The following is a 16,273-nucleotide window of genomic DNA, read 5'->3' on the forward strand; positions in this document are numbered from 1 at the left end:
TCTCCTCAGATCACTTTGGCTTCGTTCTTGAGCTTGTCCACCAGGGTGGCAACGTCGGGCACCTTGATGCCGGCACCGCGCTTCGGGGGCTCGGCGACCTTCAGGGTCTTCAGGCGCGGCGCCACGTCCACGCCCAGCTCGTCGGGCTTGACCGTGTCCAGCTGCTTCTTCTTGGCCTTCATGATGTTGGGCAAGGTCACATAGCGCGGCTCGTTCAGGCGCAGGTCGGTCGTGATGACTGCGGGCAGCGTGAGGGTCAGCGTTTCCATGCCGCCGTCGACTTCGCGAGCCACGGTGACCTTGTCAGCCGCCAGGTCGACCTTCGAGGCGAAGGTGGCTTGGGGCAGGTCGGCCAGTGCAGCCAGCATCTGGCCGGTCTGGTTGGCGTCATCGTCGATGGCTTGCTTACCCAAGATCACGAGCGAGGGCTGTTCCTTGTCGACGAGGGCCTTGAGCAGCTTGGCCACGGCCAGGGGCTGCAGCTCGGCGTCGGTCTCGACGAGGATGCCGCGATCGGCACCGATGGCCATCGCCGTGCGCAGGGTTTCCTGGCACTTGGCATCGCCGCACGACACCGCGATCACTTCCGTGACCACGCCCTTTTCCTTCAGGCGAACCGCTTCTTCCACAGCGATCTCGTCGAAGGGGTTCATGCTCATCTTGACGTTGGCAATGTCCACCCCGGTGCCGTCGCTCTTGACGCGCACCTTCACGTTGTAGTCGACGACCCGTTTGACTGGAACAATGATTTTCATGGCAATAGTATCAATGGTTGGACCAATTATTGCCGAGAGATTGTGAACCGTCAATCGCCTTTGACAGGCCCCCCCCCCCCCCCCCCCCNGCCGAAGATGCGCCGAGCACCACTGGCGACGGCTTGGGACTGGTGATCGCGCGCCGGATCGTCTAGCACATGGACGGACATCTGGTGTTGAAGAGCACAGTCGGTGAAGGCACGCGCGTCAGCCTCTCGCTGACGGCCAGGAATGCCCCGGAGGCTCTTCTTCCCGCTGCGCCCGTTTCGCGCCGGCCGAAGCCGCAGCGCCAGACCCAGCGACGTTCGTGGCCGCTCCCAACAATCAACCCTCTCTCGCCTTCCCTGCACGCAGACCTCGAACAGTTGGCACGCGACAGACGCTGGAGCGATTTGCATGCATGGGCCAACCAGTTGGCCGACAACCCGCACCATGCCTCTCTGGTCGGGGGCAGTCAGGCGGGTTGGAGCAACTGGACTTTGAGCAGATCCGGTTGCTGGCGCGAACCGCACCCATTGCTGTGACTGCGCCCGAGGCTGACCGGGCGTCTGCCTCCCTGATTTCAAGACCATCGCGGACTACCGAAAGGCAGCTACGCGGAAGCCGACATCCCTCGGCCTCGCGCGAATGGGTGCTATCGGCCGAGGCTGTGTGCCCCCAAACGCCAGTACAAAAAATAAAGTGAGGTCACCAGTTTCCAGCGACGTGGCCCATAAAGCGATTCATCGAAGGCGCAGCCCGATACCAGGTCAAGTTGTTGCCGGAATGCCTTGACGACTATGTTGGCAAAGACATCCCGGCGCGCATCGTCGATGCGTTCGTCAACGAATTGAATCTAGGCGCTCTCGGCTTCGAGGGTGTAGACCCTGCAATCACCGGCCGCCCTGGATACCACCCATCGGTTCTGTCCAGTCGTCGGCTGGAGCGCGAAGCTCAACGCAACGTTGAACTCATGTGGCTTACCGGCCTCCTGACTCCCGACTTCAAGACCATTGCCGACTTCCGTCGCGACAAGGGCAAGGCAAGGGCATCCGTAATGTGTGCCGCAGCTTCATCGTGCTGTGCCGTCAAATGAAGCTCTTCTCTCAAGCCGTGGCGGCCATCGACGGGAGCAAGTTCAAAGCGGTCAACAGCCGCGACCGCAACTTCTCCCCGGGGCAAGATCGACGCACGCAAGGAGCAGATTGAGCAAAGTATTCAGCGCTACCTCGATGCGCTGGAGACCGCGTCCAGCCAGCCGACTTCGAAGCCAAACCCGAGCGCCTGCAAGAGAAGCTCGGCAAGCTGCGCGAACAGATGCGGCAGTTCGATGAGACGAGGGAGCAACTCAAGACTGAACCGGCCCAGCAGCGCTCGTTAGCGGATCCAGACGCGCGCTCAATGCTTCAGTCCGGCAAGAGCACGGACATCGTTGGCCACAACGTCCACACTCCACCTTCATGCAGCACAAGACTCAGTGCCAGTTCAGCTTGAGACGCGGCATCGATGAACCCGCGTACAAAAACAAAAGCCGCAACCCTTTCGGACTGCGGCTTTATGTGGGCTTTTATGTGGGACCAAGTCCCAAAACCAACGTAAGTTGTTGATTTTATTAGCAAAATGGCGGAGTGGACGGGACTCGAACCCGCGACCCCCGGCGTGACAGGCCGGTATTCTAACCAACTGAACTACCACTCCTGGTAGATCAACGTTCGCTCCTTGCGGAACCGAGTGTTGACAACTCGTGCCTGATTCACCGAAGTGAAACTGGCGACCCTACGGGGATTCGAACCCCGGTAGCCACCGTGAAAGGGTGGTGTCCTAGGCCTCTAGACGATAGGGTCAAAACCTTGGACGTGCTGCGATCAGCATCTCTAACCTACTCGACACTTTGATGGTGGAGGTAAACGGGATCGAACCGATGACCTCTTGCATGCCATGCAAGCGCTCTCCCAGCTGAGCTATACCCCCGTGTGGGTGTCGAGCCTCGAATTATAGCCCGATTTTTCAGGCCTTTTTCAATCGCTCGATAACTTTTTCGCGGGAAAAAATTTCGAGCACTGAATCGAGGGACGGTGTCTGCGATGTTCCCATCACAAGCACTCGTACTGGCATCGCTAACACGGGCATTTTCAGCGCGTGTGTCGCGAGGACTTCCTTGATCATAACTGCGATTGAGGCCCTCTCCCAGGCGACCGTCGTCAATTTTTCAACGAGTGTTGCGATTGCAGGCTTCACTGCATCAGTGATGTGCTGCGCGCGGTCCGCATCGGTCACTTCGATGTCTGCGTAGAAGGCCGCAGCCCAACCAGCGAGTGCCACAGTCGTGTCGCAACGATCTTTGAACAGCGCGCAGATTGCCGGCAAACGTGTGTCGGCGACGATGCCTCGCTTTTGCAACTGCGCTGCAACAAGCGGTGCGAGCTCGTCGCCGCTCCTGGCCTTGATGTACTGCGCGTTCACCCATGCGAGCTTGGCTGCGTCCCACTGTGCAGGGCTCTTCGAGAGGTGCGTGCCATCGAACCAGCTCACCATCTGCTCGCGCGTGAACAGCTCGTCGTCGCCGTGGCTCCAGCCGAGGCGCGCGAGGTAGTTGAGCATGGCTTCGGGCAGGTAGCCGTTGTCTTCGTACGCGGTGACGCTCACGGCACCGCGGCGCTTCGAGAGCTTCTGCCCATCGTCTCCGAGGATCACGGGCACGTGACCGAATTGCGGCAGCGGTGCGCCGAGAGCGCGGAAGATATTGATCTGCCACGGCGTGTTGTTGATGTGCTCGTCGCCGCGGAACACGTGCGTGATGTTCATGTCCCAGTCATCGACCACCACGGCGAAGTTGTAGGTCGGCACACCGTCGGGCCGCAAGATGATCAGGTCGTCGATCTCGCGGTTGTTGATGGTGATCTCGCCCTTGACGAGGTCGCTCCACGTCACGTCGCCTTCGGGCGGATTGCAGAAGCGCACCACGGGTGGCACGCCCTCCGGTACAGGCGGCAGCACCTTGCCCGGCTCCGGACGCCAGCGGCGGTCGTACAGCGTCTTCTCGTTGCGCGCGCGTTGGGCCTCGCGCATTTCGTCGAGCTCGGCGGGCGTGCAATAGCAGTGGTACGCCGTGCCGGCCGCGAGCATCTGCGCGATGACTTCGCGGTAGCGCTCGAGGCGCTGCATCTGGTAGATCGGCCCCTCGTCGTAGTCGAGGCCGAGCCAGTGCATCGACGCAAGGATCTGGTCGGTCGAGTCCTGCGTGGAACGGGCCACGTCGGTGTCCTCGATGCGCAGCACGAACTCGCCGCCGTGGTGGCGCGCGTAGGCCCACGAATAGAGTGCGGTGCGCGCCGTGCCCAAGTGAAGAAAGCCGGTGGGAGACGGTGCGATGCGGGTGCGAACTTTGCCGGTCATGAAATGAAAAATCAGGAAGTCAGGGTGCTCAGGCCGCGCGAAAGGTCGGCCGTGATGTCGTCGATGTATTCAAGGCCGACCGCAAGGCGAATCAGCCCCTGGCTGATGCCCGCGGCCTGGCGCTGTACTTCGGTGAGACGGCCGTGCGAGGTCGTGCCGGGGTGCGTGATGATGGTCTTGGTGTCGCCCAGGTTCGTGGCGATGCTCACAACGCGCGTGCTGTTGATCACATGGAAGGCGTTGGCGCGCGCGGCTTCGGGCGTGTCGCCGACCACGTCGAACGACACCACCGCCCCGCCCTGCCCCGACTGCTGGCGCATCGCGAGTTCGTGTTGTCCATGCGAGGCAAGACCGGGGTAGTACACGCGTGCAATGCCGGGCTGCTGCTCGAGCCACTGCGCCACGGCCAGCGCATTCGCGCATTGCGCCTTCATGCGGATGCCGAGCGTTTCCATGCCCTTGAGCACGACCCACGCATTGAACGGTGACAGCGCCATGCCGGCGGTGCGCACCACGGGGCCGAAGACATCGACGATGAGCTTCGACGGACCGCAGATCGCGCCAGCCATCACACGGCCCTGGCCGTCGAGGTACTTGGTGCCCGAATGGATGATGAGGTCAGCACCCAGTTCGGCCGGCCGCTGCAGGATCGGCGTGCAGAAGCAGTTGTCGACCGCGAGCAGCGCGCCCGCGCCGTGGGCCAGGTCGGCCAGTGCCTGGATGTCGCAGACTTCCGTCAGCGGGTTGGTCGGCGTTTCTGCAAACAGCAGCCTGGTGTTGGGCTTGAGCGCCGCGCGCCATTCGGCCACGTCGGTCTGCGAGACGAAGGTGGTCTCGACGCCGAATTTGGCGAACTCCTTGCCGAACAGGTTCAGCGTGGAGCCGAACACCGAGCGCGAGCAGATCACGTGGTCGCCAGCCTTGAGCAGACCCATGCACATCATGAGGATCGCGCCCATGCCGGTCGAGGCGCCGATGGCGGCCTCGGTGCCTTCGAGCGCGGCCAGGCGCTGCTCGAAGCTGGCGACCGTCGGGTTCGACGTGCGCGAGTAGGTGAAGCCGGCCTCGGTGCCGGCGAAGCGGCGGGCCGAGGTTTCGGCGTCGGGCTGCACGAAGCCGCTCGTGAGGAACAGGGCCTCCGAGTGCTCGCCGTGCTGGCTGGGTGCCAGGCCGGTGCGCAGCGCGAGGGTGTCGCGGTGCAGGCCGGGTGGCAAGGTGCGTTCGTCTTGGCTCACGTCGGCCCTCTCTTCTTTCTCTTACTCGCTGGGGTTCGGCAGGGCGAGGCGCGAAGCGTCTTCTTCGTTTTCCTCGATGCGCGGACGGTTGCCGTTCATGCGCGAGATGGCTTCGGTGTCGATGTCGCCGGTCACGTACACGCCGTCGAAGCACGAGGCATCGAAACCGGCGAGCTTCGGGTTGAGCGAGCCGATGGCGCGCTTCATGGCGTCGACGTCCTGGTAGATCAGCGCGTCGCAGCCGATGAGTTCGCGGATTTCCTCGACCGTGCGGTCGTGCGCCACGAGTTCGTCCTTGGTCGGCATGTCGATGCCGTAGACGTTGGGGTAGCGCACCGGCGGCGCGGCGCTGGCCAGGTAGACCTTGCGCGCACCGGCGTCGCGCGCCATCTGCACGATCTCACGGCTGGTGGTGCCGCGCACGATGGAGTCGTCGACGAGCAGCACGTTACGACCCTTGAACTCGCTGGCGATCACGTTGAGCTTCTGGCGCACCGACTTCTTGCGAACGCCCTGCCCCGGCATGATGAAGGTGCGGCCCACGTAGCGGTTCTTCACGAAGCCTTCGCGGTACGGAATGCCCAGCAGGTGCGCCAGTTGCGTGGCGCTCGGGCGGCTCGATTCGGGGATCGGGATGATCACGTCGATCTGGTTCGGCGGCACGGTCGAGACCACTCGCTTGGCCAGCGTCTCGCCCAGGTTCAGGCGCGCCTGGTAGACCGAGATGCCGTCGAGCACCGAGTCGGGACGCGCAAGGTACACGAACTCGAAGATGCACGGGTTGAGCGATGCGCCCTCGGCGCACTGCATCGAGTGCACGTTGCCTTCGAGGTCGATGAACACGGCTTCGCCCGGCTCGATGTTGCGTTCGAACACGTGGCCCGAACCTTCGAGCGCGACCGATTCGCTGGCCACCATGACGGTGCCGTCGGCGCTGCGGCCCATGCACAACGGGCGGATGCCGTAGGGGTCGCGGAAGGCAAGCAGGCCGTGGCCGGCGATCAGCGAGACCACCGCATAGGAGCCGCGCAGGCGCTTGTAGACGTTCTTGACGGCGGCGAACACTTCGGCCGGGTGCAGCGGCACGCCGCGCGAGGAGCGCTCGACTTCATGGGCCAGCACATTGAGCAGCACTTCGGAGTCGCTCTCGGTGTTGGTGTGGCGGTGGTCGGTGGAGAACAGCTCCGCGCGCAGGGCGTGCGCGTTGGTCAGGTTGCCGTTGTGCACCAGCACGATGCCGAAGGGCGCATTCACGTAGAAGGGCTGCGCCTCTTCCTCGCTGTAGGCGTTGCCCGCGGTCGGGTAGCGCACCTGGCCCAGGCCGACGTTGCCCGGCAGCGCGCGCATGTTGCGGGTGCGGAACACGTCGCGCACCATGCCCTTGGCCTTGTGCATGAAGAACTTGCGTTCCAGCAAGGTCACGATGCCGGCCGCGTCCTGGCCGCGGTGCTGCAGGAGCAGCAGCGCGTCATAGAGTAGCTGGTTGACGGGTGCGTTGCTGACAACGCCGACGATTCCACACATGAACGATTCCTCTCAGGGCAGGTAGCTTGCCAACTTTTCAGGCAGCGAGGGTTTGAGGCCCTGCAATGCCGCATCGAGAACAATGGCGCTGCGCGATTCGTGCCACCAGGCACTGTCGCTCAACGCCAGCAAATGAACAACGACCGCCAGCACGAGCAGGGCCACCGCCCCCCGTGCCGCGCCGAACGCTGCTCCCAAAATCCGGTCCACCGGCCGCAGGCCGACCGCGGCGATCAGCTTGCGCGTGAGCGCTGCCGCCAGCCCCACGCCGAATGCCACCGCCACGAACACGAGCACGAAGGCCAGCGGATAGCGCCAGGTCGCCTGCGGGTCGCCGAACGGCAGCCAGGCCGCCACGTCGGAGGCCACCCACTGGGCCACGAGAAAGGCGGCCACCCAGCCGATCAGCGAAATCACTTCGAAGACGAGGCCGCGCACCAGCCCGAACAGCATCGACAGCACGATGAGCGCGATGGCGATCCAGTCGAGCAAGGCCACGGCAATGAACTAGAGGCAGCAGGCGATGACGGTGCTTACAACGTGAGGATGGCTGCGGCCAAAGACAAGCCCTTGACCCGGTCCGCGGCCTTCTCGGCCTCGGCACGCGAGGCGAACGGTCCGACACGCACACGCGTGCGTTCGCCATCGGCCGTCTTGGCGACCTGCGCATAGGTCTTGAGGCCAGCGCGCTCGAGCTTCTGGCGCACTTCACGCGCCTTGTCGGCATCGGCAAAAGCGCCGACCTGCACGACGAAGCGGCCGTTGTCGTCGGCGGCCGGCTTGGGCGCGGCGGCGGGCGGCTTGCCCTCGAGGAGCGCACGGGCACGGGCGCCGTCGTCGGCGTTTGCGGCGGGCTTGGCCTCGGGCTTCGGCTCAGGCTTCTTCGGCTCTGGCTTGGGTTCCGGTTTGGGCTCGGGCTTTGGCTCGGGTTCCGTCTTGGGTTCGGGCTTCTTCGGCTCCACGGCGGGCTTGGGCGTCGCTGGCGTGGCAGGCACGGTGGCGCCCGGTTCGATCACGGTGCCGTCGGCGGTCTCGGTGATCATGCCGCCGGCCGACGAGGCCGCGGCCACGCGGGCGCTGCCGTCGGATGACGAAGAAGGCGCGCTGCTCGTCGCGGGCGCCGGCGTGGCGGGCACGGGCAGCGGCTTGGCCTTGTTGCGATCAGGAATCTCAATGGGAATGTCGACCGGTACGGGGCGCGGCTGCGTATCGAACAGCAGCGGGAAGCCGATCACGCCGACCAGCACCAGCACGGCCGCACCGAGCAGCCGATGGCGCGCACGCCGGCGCATGGTTTCGACACTTTCCGCCGGCACCGCCGCGGGGGCGCTGCGTCCTTCGTTGCCTTGTGGGCCGCGCGCGCGGAACTTGAAAAACGCCATGAAGTTCGATCCCTGAAGGAGTGCAGCGAGGTGGTGCCCGATGGTGCCGGATGGGTGTGGACAGCCCCGACGATCAGCCGCCTGGCAGCAGGTGTTTGGCTTGCAGCCGGGGGGTGCCGTTTTCGAGGACGCCACCCACGGTGAAGAACGATCCGAAGACCACGATTCTATCAGTGGCACCTGCCTGCTCGATGGCCGCGCGCAGGGCGTCCATCGGGCTCGCATGCACGCTGCCCGAGGCGTCGGCGCGCGTGTTCTGCGCCTGCCACGCGGCCAGCAGATCGACCGCCTTGGCGGCGCGCGGCGTGGGCAGGTCGGTGAAGTACCAGCGGTCGATCAGCGGCCCGATGCGCGCGAGGATGGGCGCGAGGTCCTTGTCGGCCATGACCCCGAACACGCCGTGCGTGGTGGGCGAAAAACCCATGGCGTCGAGGTTCTCGGCCAGCGCCGCGACAGCGTGCGCGTTGTGCGCCACGTCGAGCACCAGCGTCGGCTCGCCCGGCACGATCTGGAAGCGGCCCGGCAGCTCGACCATCGCGAGCCCGTTGCGCACCGCCTGCGCCGTGATCGGCAGCTGCGGGCGCAGCGCCTCGAGTGCCGCGAGAACGCCCGCCGCGTTGAGCAACTGGTTGGCGCCACGCAGCGCCGGGTAGGCCAGACCGCTGTAGCGCCGTCCGCGGCCCGACCAGCCCCACTGCTGCTTGTCGCCCGAGACGTTGAAGTCGTGCCCGAAGCGCCACAGGTCGGCGCCGATGGCGTTGGCGTGGTCGATGACGCTTTGCGGCGGCACCGGGTCGCTCACGATGGCGGGCTTGCCGGCGCGCAGGATGCCGGCCTTCTCGAAGCCGATGCTCTCGCGGTCGGGACCGAGGTATTCCATGTGGTCCAGGTCGATGCTGGTGATGACCGCGCAGTCGGCGTCGATGATGTTCACCGCGTCGAGCCGGCCGCCCAGGCCGACCTCGAGGATCGCCACGTCGGGCTTCTCCTGGATCATGCAATGCAGGATGCCGAGCGTGGTGAACTCGAAATAGGTCAGGGCCATGTCGCCGCGGGCCTTTTCCACCACCTCGAAGCTTGCTATCAGTTTGGAAGCATCGACCGCCTCGCCCTTGAGCCGCAGCCGCTCCTCGAAGCGCACCAGGTGCGGCGAGGTGAACACGGCCGTGCGGTAACCCGCGTGCGTCAGGATCGATTCGAGCATGGCGCAGGTCGAGCCCTTGCCATTGGTGCCCGCCACCGTGATGACGGGGCAGTCGAAACGCAGGCCCAGACGCTGCGCCATTTCTTTGGCGCGATCGAGCCCGAGTTCGATCTTGTCGGGGTGAAGGTGCTCGGCGCGCGCGAGCCAGTCGTTCAGGGTTTCCATGGAGGCCGGCATTGTCGCCGACCCGCCGCTCGCGGCATCATGGCGGCCATGACAACCCTATACGGCATCCCGAACTGCGACACCGTCAAGCGCGCCCGCGCCTGGCTCGACGACCATGGCGTGGCCTACGCCTTCCACGATTTCAAGAAACAGGGCGTGCCCGAGGCCGAGCTCGACCGCTGGCTCCAGGCCCCCGGCTGGGAGGCGCTGGTGAACCGCAAGGGCACCACCTGGCGCAAGCTGGACGAGGCCACGCGCGACGCGGTGGTCGACGCCGCCTCGGCCCGCCCCGTGCTGCTGGCCAACCCCAGCCTGATCAAGCGGCCGGTGGTCGATTGGGGCCCGAAGACGGGCGTAACGACCGGTTTCGATGCCGATAGCTGGGCTGTGAACGCCTTGTAAACCCCGGAACCCCACCCCGCCGGCCGGCCTCCAACCCCGATCTGCAGGAGAGAACACCATGAACAGACACGTTTTTCGCATCCTCACGGGGCTTTCGGCGGCCGGCCTGCTGGCCACGGGCGCCAGCGTCGCGCAGGCCCAGCAAGTGGTCCAGGCCCGCGTGATCTCCGCCACGCCGATCCGCGAAACGACCGGCAGCGACGTCAGCTACAACGTCACCTACGAATACCAGGGCCGCCAGTACACGACCCGCACCACCAGCCGGCCCGGCGCCACCATTCCGATCCAGGCCAGCGCCTACGGGGTGACCACATCGGGCGCGATCACCGCACCGGTCCAGCCCCAGTCGCAATTGCAGCCCTATCCGGTCGAGGCCAACAACGGCCCGCAGTACCAGGAGCAGTACCAGCAATACCCACAGGGGCAGTATCAACAGGGTGCCAACTCCCCGTGGGACAGCGTCGTGCCGGAACCCGGCGTGGTGGTGTCCAACGCGCCGACGCCGGCCTACGCGCAGCCGGCCCCGGTGTATGCCCCGCCCGTCTACGTGCAGCCCGCCTACACCTACCCCTATGCGCAGCCCTACGTCTACCCGCCGGTCGGCATTTCGCTGAACCTGGGCTACTCGCGCGGCTGGGGCGGTGGCGGCTACTACCGCGGCCATCGCGGATGGGGCGGTCACCGCCACGGCTGGCGCTACTGAGTTCCCCCACGGCGGGCCGGCTCGCCCGAGCCCCTAAAATCGAGGGCTTCTCCAACCCCGGGGGTGCTGCTGCCGCGGCGCGTCCCTCGATCCGCCGAACGCGCAGGCGCCGGCGCCATCCATCCCAATGACGACGACTACCGACACCATCAACAGCGCCGCAGTGGCCACCAAGGCCAATGTGTATTTCGACGGCAAGTGCGTGAGCCACAACCTCACGCTGGCGGACGGCACCAAGAAATCGGTCGGCGTGATCCTGCCGTCCACCCTCACCTTCAACACCGGCGCGCCTGAAATCATGGAAGGCGCCGGTGGCAACTGCGAGTACCAGCTCGCAGGCACCAGCGAATGGATCGCCTCGGGCCCCGGCCAGAAGTTCAGCATTCCCGGCAATTCGAGCTTCCAGATCCGCGTGACTGGCGAGCCCTACAGCTACATCTGCCATTTTGGATAAACCCCCAGGCTTCGCGCACTTCGTGTCGCTTCGCCAACCCCCTTGCAGGGGGCGATACCAGTGGCCCGGCGAAGCCGGTTCCACGGTATCTCTGGCACAGAGTCGCGCCACGTATGCCGTGAGTCATTGATCAGCGCCCCCACAAACGGAACACCCACCATGTCGACCATTCTCCAAAACGTTCCCGCCGGCCAGAAGGTCGGCATTGCATTCTCTGGCGGCCTGGACACCAGCGCGGCGCTGCACTGGATGAAGCTGAAGGGCGCCGTCCCTTACGCCTACACCGCCAACCTCGGCCAGCCCGACGAGCCCGACTACGACGAGATCCCGCGCAAGGCGATGCTCTACGGCGCCGAGAACGCCCGCCTCATCGACTGCCGCGTGCAGCTGGCCAACGAAGGCATCGCGGCCCTGCAGGCCGGCGCCTTCCACGTGACCACCGCCGGCGTCACCTACTTCAACACCACGCCGCTGGGCCGCGCCGTGACGGGCACCATGCTGGTGTCGGCCATGAAGGAAGACGACGTCCACATCTGGGGCGACGGCAGCACCTACAAGGGCAACGACATCGAGCGCTTCTACCGCTACGGCCTGCTGACCAACCCCGCGCTGAAGATCTACAAGCCCTGGCTCGACCAGGTCTTCATCGACGAGCTGGGCGGCCGCGCCGAAATGTCGGCGTTCATGCAGAAGGCCGGCTTCGCCTACAAGATGTCGTCCGAGAAGGCCTATTCGACCGACTCGAACATGCTCGGCGCCACGCACGAAGCCAAGGACCTCGAGCACCTGAACAGCGGCATGCAGATCGTGCAGCCCATCATGGGCGTGGCCTTCTGGAAGGACGAAGTCGAGGTCAAGCGCGAAACCGTCTCGGTGCGCTTCGAAGAAGGCGTGCCCGTTGCGCTGAACGGCGTACGCTACGCCAACCTGGTCGACCTGATCCTCGAAGCCAACCGCATCGGCGGCCGCCACGGCCTGGGCATGAGCGACCAGATCGAAAACCGCATCATCGAGGCCAAGAGCCGCGGCATCTACGAGGCGCCCGGCCTGGCGCTGCTGTTCATCGCCTACGAGCGCCTGGTCACCGGCATCCACAACGAGGACACCATCGAGCAGTACCGCGACAACGGCCGCCGCCTGGGCCGCCTGCTGTACCAGGGCCGCTGGTTCGACCCGCAGGCCATCATGCTGCGCGAGACGGCACAGCGCTGGGTGGCACGCGCCATCACCGGCGAAGTGACGGTCGAGCTGCGCCGCGGCAACGACTACTCGATCCTGAACACGGAATCGGCCAATCTCACCTACAAGCCCGAGCGCCTGAGCATGGAAAAGGTCGAAGGCGCGTTCACGCCGCTGGACCGCATCGGCCAGCTCACGATGCGCAACCTGGACATCGTCGACACGCGCGAGAAGCTCGCCATCTACACGCAGGTCGGCCTGCTGTCGTCGGGCGAAGGCGCCTCGCTGCCGAAGCTGGCGAACGACGGCGACGCCAGCTGATCCGTCGATTCCCCTGCCCTTGACACGCGCCAGGGCGGCAATGACAAACGGGCCCTCGCGGCCCGTTTTTTCTTTCGGAATTGCGCCAGCAGCAGCGCCAGCCGCGTCAGTCGCCGCCGCCCCCTCCTCCGCAACCGCCGCCGCATCCACCCCCACCGCCGTCGGACGCGCCACCGCCGTCGCTGGAGCCGCCATCGCCGCCCCCACCCGACTCGCTGCCGCCGAAGCCCCCGGCATCGCCCGAGCTGCCGCCATCGGACGACGAATCGCCGAAGCTCGTGCCGCAGTGCGCGTCGGAGCCGATCTCGCGCTCGACCGCCCGGCAATCGGGGATGTAGTGGAAGCCGTTCGCGATCGCGAACTTGATGTCCAGCGCGAACAGCAGCGGCAGCCGGGCCGGATTGCGCGGGTCGATGCTTTCTTCCTTGCACGCCCAGTACCACGTGCGGCGCAGGCCGTCGTTGCGCTTGGCGTCCTTGCCCAACACTTCGGCGGGGCTGTGGTGCAGCATGCGCCCGAAGGCGGCATGGCACCAGTTCTGGTAGCCCTGCGTGTGCAGGATGAACTCGTGCCACGCCGTGTCGACCACCCGCGAGGGCATGGCCACGAACTTGCGGTCGCTGCGCAGGTGCGCCATGAAGAACTGCCGCAGGCCGCGCAGCACCAGCTCGGCGTCGCGCCGGCTCAGCTGCGGATGCGCCGCCTGCAGCTTGCCGATCAGGAACGGCGGCAGCCGGGCCTCGCGGATGAACTGGCGGCGCAGGCTGGTTTCGAGAAACTTCAGCAGGGCCGCTATCAGCGCCGCCGCCAGGATCAGCGCCACCACCCGGCCCCAGTAGTGCGACGCCAGGAACACGCCCACCGCGGCGCCGGCGATCACCGCGCGACGCGCCCAGACCAGCGCGTCGATGCGCCGGCGGTAGTTCAGATGCAGGAAGTCGAGATCCACCGCGTCAGACCATCACCGCCTCAGACCACCACGGGTTCCGGCTCCAGCCGGATGCCGAAGCGCTCATACACGCTGGTCTGGATCGCCTTGGCCAGCGTCATCACCTCGCCGCCGGTCACAGGGTTGGCCGAGCCGCCGCGGTTGACCAGCACCAGCGCCTGCTTTTCGTACACGCCGGCGTTGCCGACCGATTTGCCCTTCCAGCCGCAGGCGTCGATGAGCCATCCGGCCGCGAGCTTGATGCTGCCGTCGTCCATCGGGTAATGCACGATCTTGGGATCGCGCGCGATGATGTCGGCGCACTGCTCGGGCGTGACCGTCGGGTTCTTGAAGAAGCTGCCGGCGTTGCCCAGCACGCGCCAGTCGGGCAGCTTGGCGCGGCGGATGGCGCAGATCCATTCGAAGATGTCGACCGGGCTGGGCGTGAAGTTGCCGGTTTCTTCCATCTTGCGTTCGAGGTCGAGGTAGCCGACCACCGGCTTCCAGGGCTTGGGCAGCCGGAAGCGCACCCGCATGATGACCGCGCGACCCGCCAGGCCGAAATCGTTCGGGCCGCTGCGCACGTGCTTGAAGACCGAATCGCGGTAACCGAAGGCGCACTGCGCCGCATCGAGCGTGAAGGCGCGGCCGGTTTCGAGGTCGAAGGCGTCGAGCGAGTCGAAACGGTCCTGCAGCTCGACGCCATACGCGCCGATGTTCTGCACGGGCGCGCCGCCCACGGTGCCGGGAATGAGCGCCAGGTTTTCCAGCCCCGGGTAGCCGCTGCGCACCATCCATTCGACGGTGTCGTGCCAGGTTTCGCCGGCACCGGCCTCGACGATCCAGGCGCGCGGCGTCTCTTCGACCAGCCGCAGGCCCTTGATTTCGACCTTCAGCACCAACGGCTTGACGTCGCCCGTGAGCACGATGTTGCTGCCCCCGCCGAGCACGAAACGGGGTTCGTCGCGCCAGGCGGGGTCGGCGTGCAGCGCGGCCAGGTCGGCCTCGCTGGCGATGCGCGCCAGATGCTGCGCACGCGCGACGATGCCGAAGCTGTTGTAGGGCTGCAGCGGGACATTGGACTCCACGATCATGGGAGAATTGTCGCATTCAGTCCCCGTGCGTCCAGGAGTGCCCATGCCGTCTTTCGATACCGTCTGCGAGCCCAATCTGCCCGAAGTGAAGAATGCGGTGGAAAACACCGCCAAGGAAATCGGCACACGCTTCGATTTCAAGGGCACCGCCGCTGCCGTCGAGCTCAAGGACAAGGAGATCACCATGATCGGCGACGCCGAGTTCCAGCTCGTGCAGGTCGAAGACATCCTTCGCAACAAGCTCACCAAGCGCAGCGTCGACGTGCGCTTTCTCGACAAGGGCGACGTCCAGAAGATGGGCGGCGACAAGGTCAAGCAGGTCATCAAGATCAAGAACGGCATCGAGACCGAGCAGGCCAAGAAGATCACCCGCATCATCAAGGACAGCAAGCTCAAGGTGCAGGCCGCGATCCAGGGCGACGCCGTGCGCATCACCGGCGCCAAGCGCGACGACCTGCAGGCCGCCATGGCCCTCATCAAGAAGGACGTGCCGGACATGCCGCTGTCCTTCAACAACTTCCGCGACTGACCCACAGATGAAGGCGCTCCTCGCCGCGGCGCTGTGCTCGGCGGCGGCCATGGGGGCGCACGCCGCCGACTCGGTCACGCTGACCGGCTCCATCGGCAGCCGGGCCATCCTCATCGTGAACGGCGCGCCTCCCAAGACGGTCGCGGTGGGGGAAACCTTCCAGGGCGTCAGGCTGGTGTCGCTGCAGGCTGATCAGGCGGTGGTCGAATCGGCGGGCAAGCGCTTTTCGCTGCGCATGGATTCGCCCGTGAGCATCGGCCGTGGCGGCGTCGCCAGCAGCGGCAACCGCATCGTGCTGCCCGCCGACAGCCGGGGCCACTACATGACGCAGGGCCAGATCAACGGCCGCGCCGTCACCTTCATGCTCGACACCGGCGCGACCACCATCGCACTGTCCGCGGTCGATGCCCAGCGCATCGGGCTGGACTACAGCAAGGGGCAAATGGTGCAGATGCGCACAGCCAACGGCAACGCCGCGGGCTACAAGCTGCGCCTGCAGAGCGTGCGTGTGGGCGACGTCGAGGTCTACGACATCGACGCCATCGTCTCGCAACAGCCCATGCCGTACGTGCTGCTGGGCAACAGCTTTCTCAATCGCTTCTCGATGCGGCGCGACGCCGACGAGATGATCCTCGAGAAGCGGTACTGAGACCGCGCCCGATCTGGTCTCAGGCCTGTGCGGCCGTGACCACGATCTCGATCTTGTAGGCCGCGTTGGCCATCTTGGCCTCCACGGTCGCGCGCGGCGGCGTGTGGCCGGCCGGAATCCACGCGTCCCACACCTCGTTCATGGCGCCAATATCGCCGATGTCGGCCAGGAAGATCTGCGTCATGAGGATGCGCGACTTGTCGCTGCCGGCCTCGGCCAGCAGGCGGTCGACCATGCCGAGCACCTGGGCCGTCTGGCCGCGGATGTCCTGCGTGGTGTCGTCGGGCACCTGGCCCGCAAGGTAGATGGTGCCGTTGTGCACCGCGGTCTCGGACAGACGCGGGCCGACGTGGAAGCGGGTGATGGATGCCATG

16 protein-coding genes, 3 tRNA genes and 1 pseudogene are annotated in these 16,273 nt (G+C 65.7%); 7 read left to right on the forward strand and 13 right to left on the reverse strand.

All coding sequences use genetic code 11. The features are described 5' to 3' along the window. Window positions 1-5: 5 nt before the first annotated feature. On the reverse strand, window positions 6-755 hold the full coding sequence (locus ASD34_RS00590) for an electron transfer flavoprotein subunit beta/FixA family protein (protein ID WP_056571661.1): 750 nt from the start codon (window positions 753-755) through the stop codon (window positions 6-8). Between the two features lie 712 nt (window positions 756-1,467). Between ASD34_RS00590 and ASD34_RS26865 the strand changes: the two are divergent. After that, window positions 1,468-2,180, forward strand: a pseudogene (locus ASD34_RS26865) (transposase); the annotation flags it as partial. A gap of 175 nt (window positions 2,181-2,355) precedes the next feature. Here the strand turns inward: ASD34_RS26865 and ASD34_RS00595 are convergent. The 9 genes from ASD34_RS00595 to folC all read right to left on the reverse strand — a co-directional run bounded on the left by ASD34_RS00595 (window position 2,356) and on the right by folC (window position 9,652). Beyond that, window positions 2,356-2,432 (reverse strand) — tRNA-Asp (locus tag ASD34_RS00595). Window positions 2,433-2,502: 70 nt separating this feature from the next. Further along, window positions 2,503-2,578: transfer RNA gene (locus ASD34_RS00600), tRNA-Glu, on the reverse strand. Window positions 2,579-2,629: 51 nt separating this feature from the next. Then, a tRNA-Ala gene (locus tag ASD34_RS00605) sits at window positions 2,630-2,705 on the reverse strand. Window positions 2,706-2,741: 36 nt separating this feature from the next. Beyond that, complete coding sequence (gltX, locus tag ASD34_RS00610) at window positions 2,742-4,130, reverse strand: glutamate--tRNA ligase (RefSeq protein ID WP_056571664.1); 1,389 nt, start codon at window positions 4,128-4,130, stop codon at window positions 2,742-2,744. Window positions 4,131-4,141: 11 nt separating this feature from the next. Next, window positions 4,142-5,365 (reverse strand): O-succinylhomoserine sulfhydrylase, encoded by a 1,224-nt coding sequence (locus ASD34_RS00615; protein ID WP_056571667.1) that lies wholly within the window; start codon window positions 5,363-5,365, stop codon window positions 4,142-4,144. 21 nt (window positions 5,366-5,386) lie between these two features. Further along, window positions 5,387-6,889, reverse strand: a complete 1,503-nt coding sequence (gene purF / locus ASD34_RS00620; RefSeq protein WP_056571670.1) for an amidophosphoribosyltransferase — start codon at window positions 6,887-6,889, stop codon at window positions 5,387-5,389. 12 nt (window positions 6,890-6,901) lie between these two features. Beyond that, on the reverse strand, window positions 6,902-7,387 hold the full coding sequence (locus ASD34_RS00625) for a CvpA family protein (protein WP_056571675.1): 486 nt from the start codon (window positions 7,385-7,387) through the stop codon (window positions 6,902-6,904). A gap of 35 nt (window positions 7,388-7,422) precedes the next feature. Continuing rightward, on the reverse strand, window positions 7,423-8,271 hold the full coding sequence (locus ASD34_RS00630) for an SPOR domain-containing protein (protein WP_056571678.1): 849 nt from the start codon (window positions 8,269-8,271) through the stop codon (window positions 7,423-7,425). Window positions 8,272-8,344: 73 nt separating this feature from the next. Beyond that, entirely contained in the window at window positions 8,345-9,652 is a 1,308-nt protein-coding gene (gene folC / locus ASD34_RS00635; protein WP_056571681.1) for a bifunctional tetrahydrofolate synthase/dihydrofolate synthase, read from the reverse strand. 36 nt (window positions 9,653-9,688) lie between these two features. Between folC and ASD34_RS00640 the strand changes: the two genes are divergently transcribed. The 4 genes from ASD34_RS00640 (at window position 9,689) to argG (ending at window position 12,699) form a co-directional block, all read left to right on the forward strand. Next, complete coding sequence (locus ASD34_RS00640) at window positions 9,689-10,042, forward strand: ArsC family reductase (RefSeq protein ID WP_200937485.1); 354 nt, start codon at window positions 9,689-9,691, stop codon at window positions 10,040-10,042. 58 nt (window positions 10,043-10,100) lie between these two features. After that, a complete protein-coding gene (locus ASD34_RS00645) occupies window positions 10,101-10,745 on the forward strand; it encodes a hypothetical protein (RefSeq protein ID WP_056571687.1) in 645 nt (214 codons plus the stop codon). A 127-nt stretch (window positions 10,746-10,872) separates the two neighbouring features. Then, window positions 10,873-11,199 carry a pyrimidine/purine nucleoside phosphorylase gene (locus ASD34_RS00650; RefSeq protein WP_056571690.1) on the forward strand — a complete coding sequence of 109 codons (327 nt, stop codon included), beginning with the start codon at window positions 10,873-10,875 and terminating at the stop codon, window positions 11,197-11,199. Window positions 11,200-11,358: 159 nt separating this feature from the next. Continuing rightward, a complete protein-coding gene (gene argG / locus ASD34_RS00655; RefSeq protein WP_056571693.1) occupies window positions 11,359-12,699 on the forward strand; it encodes an argininosuccinate synthase in 1,341 nt (446 codons plus the stop codon). A 106-nt stretch (window positions 12,700-12,805) separates the two neighbouring features. On the opposite strand, the gene ASD34_RS00660 is transcribed toward argG, so the two are convergent. After that, the gene (locus ASD34_RS00660) at window positions 12,806-13,648 is read right to left on the reverse strand and encodes a glycine-rich domain-containing protein (RefSeq protein WP_056571696.1); all 843 of its coding nucleotides are present in this window, start codon (window positions 13,646-13,648) and stop codon (window positions 12,806-12,808) included. Between the two features lie 20 nt (window positions 13,649-13,668). Continuing rightward, on the reverse strand, window positions 13,669-14,721 hold the full coding sequence (gene murB, locus ASD34_RS00665) for a UDP-N-acetylmuramate dehydrogenase (protein ID WP_056571699.1): 1,053 nt from the start codon (window positions 14,719-14,721) through the stop codon (window positions 13,669-13,671). 43 nt (window positions 14,722-14,764) lie between these two features. Between murB and ASD34_RS00670 the strand changes: the two genes are divergently transcribed. Then, on the forward strand, window positions 14,765-15,250 hold the full coding sequence (locus ASD34_RS00670) for a YajQ family cyclic di-GMP-binding protein (RefSeq protein WP_056571702.1): 486 nt from the start codon (window positions 14,765-14,767) through the stop codon (window positions 15,248-15,250). Window positions 15,251-15,257: 7 nt separating this feature from the next. Continuing rightward, a complete protein-coding gene (locus ASD34_RS00675; RefSeq protein WP_056571705.1) occupies window positions 15,258-15,899 on the forward strand; it encodes a TIGR02281 family clan AA aspartic protease in 642 nt (213 codons plus the stop codon). Between the two features lie 19 nt (window positions 15,900-15,918). Here the strand turns inward: ASD34_RS00675 and ASD34_RS00680 are convergent, their stop codons facing one another. Further along, a complete protein-coding gene (locus ASD34_RS00680; RefSeq protein WP_056572431.1) occupies window positions 15,919-16,272 on the reverse strand; it encodes a RidA family protein in 354 nt (117 codons plus the stop codon). Between the last annotated feature and the right edge of the window lies 1 nt (window position 16,273).

The organism is Variovorax sp. Root473 (assembly GCF_001426505.1).
Taxonomy (GTDB): Bacteria; Pseudomonadota; Gammaproteobacteria; order Burkholderiales; family Burkholderiaceae_C; genus Variovorax.